We start from the raw sequence: 3,910 nt of genomic DNA, 5'->3' as shown, positions 1-3,910 counted from the left end.
CCTTTTTCTTTAATAGATTTCGATACTCTGCTGCACTTATTTTACCATTTTTAATATTGGCTATTTTAGAAAGGTTAGGCTTAGATGCTAAAATATATCCACTATTTAAGGAATTTATATGAATAATTGCAACAGCTAATGCATCCGCGGCATCATCTGGCTGAGGAATTTTTGAAAGGCCTAAAATTCTTTGGACCATTAACTGAACTTGTTTTTTTTCAGCTCGGCCATATCCTGTTATTCCCATTTTTATTTGTAGTGGGGTAAATGAAACTTGAGGAATATTATTTTTTTCTCCACAGAGAACTATGACGCCTCTGGCTTGCCCAACAGAGATAACTGTTTTAGCATTTTTAAAATAAAAAAGATCTTCTACAGCCATATGGGTAGGAGAGTATTTTTTTAAGAGTTCATCTAATTCGTTGTAGATAGCAGAAAGCCTCTTTTCCATAGGAAGATCTTTTGAGGTGTATATACAGCCAAAATCGACAACTTTATATTTACTTCCAATATAATCTATAACTCCAAAACCAACAATTGCTGTTCCGGGATCTATTCCAATTACTCTCATTTTTTACTCCTCGTGTTTAAACAAAATTTAAGAGCCAAAAGAATATTAAGTGTCTCTGTTTTTATATTTATTTTTGTATATTAAATTTTATCATAAATTATAATAAAATTCTATAAATTATAAAAGGAAGTTTAAATAACAAATAGTATATTTTTGATATAGATAAATTACTAAAAAAGGAGGTAAAAATGAATATTTCGGATTATTTAAAAGAAATAGGTAGCTATCCCCTCCTAACTAAAGATGAGGAAATTAATATATCTAAAGATATATTAAAAGGAAATATAGATGCACAGGATCGAATGATAACGTCTAATTTGAGGTTGGTTGTGAGTATAGCTAAAAAATATAACAAGCTAGGAATTCCTATACAAGATTTGATTCAAGAAGGGAATATAGGTCTTATGAAAGCAGTTGAAAGATTTGACTATACTATGGGGAAAAAATTTTCTACCTATGCCACTTTTTGGATAAAACAAAGTATTTTAAGGTATATATCTTCTAATAAAGGAGTTATTAGATACCCTATATATATATATGATAATTTAGCCAAAATAAAAAAATATATGACAAAATTTAAATTAAAATATGGATGTGAACCAACATTAGAAGATATTTCAATAAAAACAGAATTAAAGGTAAAAGATATAGAACGATATCTAAAATTAAATGAAGTTACTTTTAATTCTTTAGATGAACCATATGGAGAAATAGGGAATCTCCACAGTATGATTGCAGATAAAAATGGTTATATAGAGGAAAATTTAATATTTGAAAATGATAAGGAAAAATTATTAAAAACTTTAGATTTACTAGGAACAAAAGAAAGAGAGATTATAATATACAGGTTTGGTTTACTAAACAATGACGTGTTAACTTTGGATATATTAGGGAAAAGGTTACACCTAACTAGAGAAAGGATTAGACAGTTACAGATTCGAGCCTTAAACAAACTAAGAATACATTTAAAGTACAATAATTAGGAGGGGTTACTATGAGAAAGATATATATATTAGATACAAACGTACTTATTCATGATCCTAAGGCTATGACGAACTTTGAAGATAATGATGTAGTTTTACCAATCTATGTTATTGAAGAGATAGATAAATTGAAAAAAGAGAGTGGAAATAGAGGGGCGTCAGCTAGAATAGCTGCAAGATTTATAGATAGTCTCCGTTCTAAGGGTTGTTTAGCTAAAGGTGTAGAGATTGAAAATGGTATATTTTTTAGAGTAGAAACTAAAGGCGATACTACAGAGCTTCCGTTATCTTTAAAGAGAGATATTGTGGATAATAGGATCTTAGCAATAGCGCTATATATCAAGAAAAAAGACAAGGATAAAAAAGTAATATTGGTATCCAAAGACGTTAATATGAGAATAAAAGCAGATGCTATGGAGATATATGTAGAAGATTATAAGAGTGACAAGACAGATCTAGAGGAACTATATACTGGAAACATGGAGATCGATCTAGAGGAAGAATTTATTAAAAAATATGAAAAATCTGGGAGAATAAAATATGTAGAAGTTATGACAGAGGAGCCTTCAGCTAATTGTTTTGTGAGCATGAAAAATAAGGAAAAAATTTTATTCGGAAGATACAATAAAAAAACAAAGCGGATAGAGCGAATGACTTATGGAGATATAAGTGTTTGGGGAGTTAGAGGAAGAAACGAAGAACAAAATTTTGCACTGGATCTTTTAATGGATGAAGATATTAAAGTGGTAACTTTAGTAGGAAAAGCAGGAACAGGAAAAACTTTACTAGCTGTAGCTTCTGGATTAGAATTAGTTGTTGAGAGAAGTAAATATAAGAAATTATTTATAGCTAGACCTATAGTATCAATGGGAAAAGAATTGGGATACCTTCCAGGAAGTGAAAAAGAAAAATTAAAACCTTGGATGCAACCTATTTTTGATAATATAGATTTTTTGGCTAATGCAAAAGAGGAAAAAGCGGGAGAAAAGGTAATAGCAGGATTAGAAGCTTTGGGATTATTGAAAATAGAAGCTCTTTCCTATATAAGGGGGAGAAGTATTCCAGCAGGGTTTTTAATAATAGATGAGGCACAAAATTTAACACCTCATGAGATAAAGACTATAGTTACCAGAGCAGGAAAAGATACAAAGATAGTATTTACAGGTGACCCATATCAAATTGATAATCCGTATCTCGATACAGAGAGTAATGGTCTTACTTATTTAGCGGAAAGATTTAGAGATGTAGAGATATCAGGACATGTTCTCTTGAAAAAAGGTGAAAGATCAGAGCTAGCCGAATTGGCAGCTACATTATTATAGCCCCCTTTGACCTCCTATAATTAATTTATAGGAGGTTTTTTATTTTTTTAAAAGCAGAGATGTTAAGACCACTGAGATTCTCAGAGTTTTTCTCTAAGTTCTTTTTGGTTCTCTGCATCTTTATATTATATCTTTTGAGTTTAACATTAATTTTTAATTGTATTTATATTCTCCTTTTGCTACTAACTCACTTGGACCAGTCATATAGACCTCATCTTTGACCTCTATAGTCAGATCACCCAAAGTAAGATGGACAACAACTTTAGAATTTAAAGAACCCAAGAGTTCTCCTACAACTACACAAGCACAAGATCCTGTTCCACAAGCTAAAGTATGTCCAGCTCCTCGCTCCCAAGTATCTACAAGAATTTCATCTACATCTAAAATTTGGACAAAATTCACATTAGTTTTTTCAGGGAAAAGCGGATTGTTTTCAATAGATTTTCCGACTTCTACGAGATCTATTTTCTCTAAATCATCTACAAAAATTACAGCGTGAGGAACCCCCATAAGAATAACTGAAACTTTATAAACTTCACCATTAACAAGAATATCTTCAGTGATAAACTCCTTTTTAGGAGTGATCATAGGGATCGATTTAGGATCAAAAAGTGGTTTGCCCATATTGACTTTTACGCTGAACATTTCATCTGGAGAGATATCTAGACTAAGTAATCCAGCTAGGGTCTCGACCTTATAAGTAGTCCCACATAAAATTTTGTTGTTATAGATATAGTTAGAGAAGCATCTGATACCATTCCCACACATAGATACGATACTACCATCAGAATTAATAAATATCATTTGACAACGATCTTCTTTTTCAACTAAAACCATCATACCATCAGCACCAATTCCAGTGTGTCTATCACAAACTTTTATAGCTAGATCGGAGAAATGTTCTTTCTTTATGTTATTTGCCATTAAATCTTTATAATTAAAGATTATAAAATCATTTCCTAAACCATGGTATTTTTCAAATTTAATCATATCATCTTCTCCCTTGTTTTAATTATGTTGTTTTATATTTAAAT

The 3,910-nt window shown here is 30.8% G+C and carries 4 protein-coding genes; 2 read left to right on the top strand and 2 right to left on the bottom strand.

Annotation, left to right across the window (positions count from 1 at the left end):
* Positions 1-571, bottom strand: a 571-nt coding sequence (gene ruvC, locus WBG30_RS00800) for a crossover junction endodeoxyribonuclease RuvC (RefSeq protein WP_424502739.1), incomplete at its 3' end; no start/stop codon positions are given.
* A gap of 188 nt (positions 572-759) precedes the next feature.
* Here ruvC and WBG30_RS00795 point away from each other — a divergent pair.
* Together WBG30_RS00795 and WBG30_RS00790 are read left to right on the top strand one after the other, a co-directional pair.
* Positions 760-1,554 carry a sigma-70 family RNA polymerase sigma factor gene (locus WBG30_RS00795; protein WP_424502738.1) on the top strand — a complete coding sequence of 265 codons (795 nt, stop codon included), beginning with the start codon at positions 760-762 and terminating at the stop codon, positions 1,552-1,554.
* Between the two features lie 11 nt (positions 1,555-1,565).
* Complete coding sequence (locus tag WBG30_RS00790) at positions 1,566-2,876, top strand: PhoH family protein (protein WP_424502737.1); 1,311 nt, start codon at positions 1,566-1,568, stop codon at positions 2,874-2,876.
* 153 nt (positions 2,877-3,029) lie between these two features.
* On the opposite strand, the gene dapF is transcribed toward WBG30_RS00790, so the two are convergent.
* Positions 3,030-3,866, bottom strand: a complete 837-nt coding sequence (dapF, locus tag WBG30_RS00785) for a diaminopimelate epimerase (protein ID WP_424502736.1) — start codon at positions 3,864-3,866, stop codon at positions 3,030-3,032.
* Positions 3,867-3,910: the final 44 nt, after the last annotated feature.

It is taken from the genome of Psychrilyobacter sp. (assembly GCF_049671765.1).
In the GTDB taxonomy this organism is placed as follows: domain Bacteria; phylum Fusobacteriota; class Fusobacteriia; order Fusobacteriales; family Fusobacteriaceae; genus Psychrilyobacter.
This window is presented reverse-complemented; position numbering and strand designations above follow the sequence as displayed.

Bases quoted from the DNA above. Each gene is read 5' to 3' on its own strand.
- dapF (WP_424502736.1), bottom strand. From the start codon at position 3,866: ATGATTAAATTTGAAAAATACCATGGTTTAGGAAATGATTTTATAATC.
- WBG30_RS00790 (WP_424502737.1), top strand. From the start codon at position 1,566: ATGAGAAAGATATATATATTAGATACAAACGTACTTATTCATGATCCT.
- WBG30_RS00795 (WP_424502738.1), top strand. From the start codon at position 760: ATGAATATTTCGGATTATTTAAAAGAAATAGGTAGCTATCCCCTCCTA.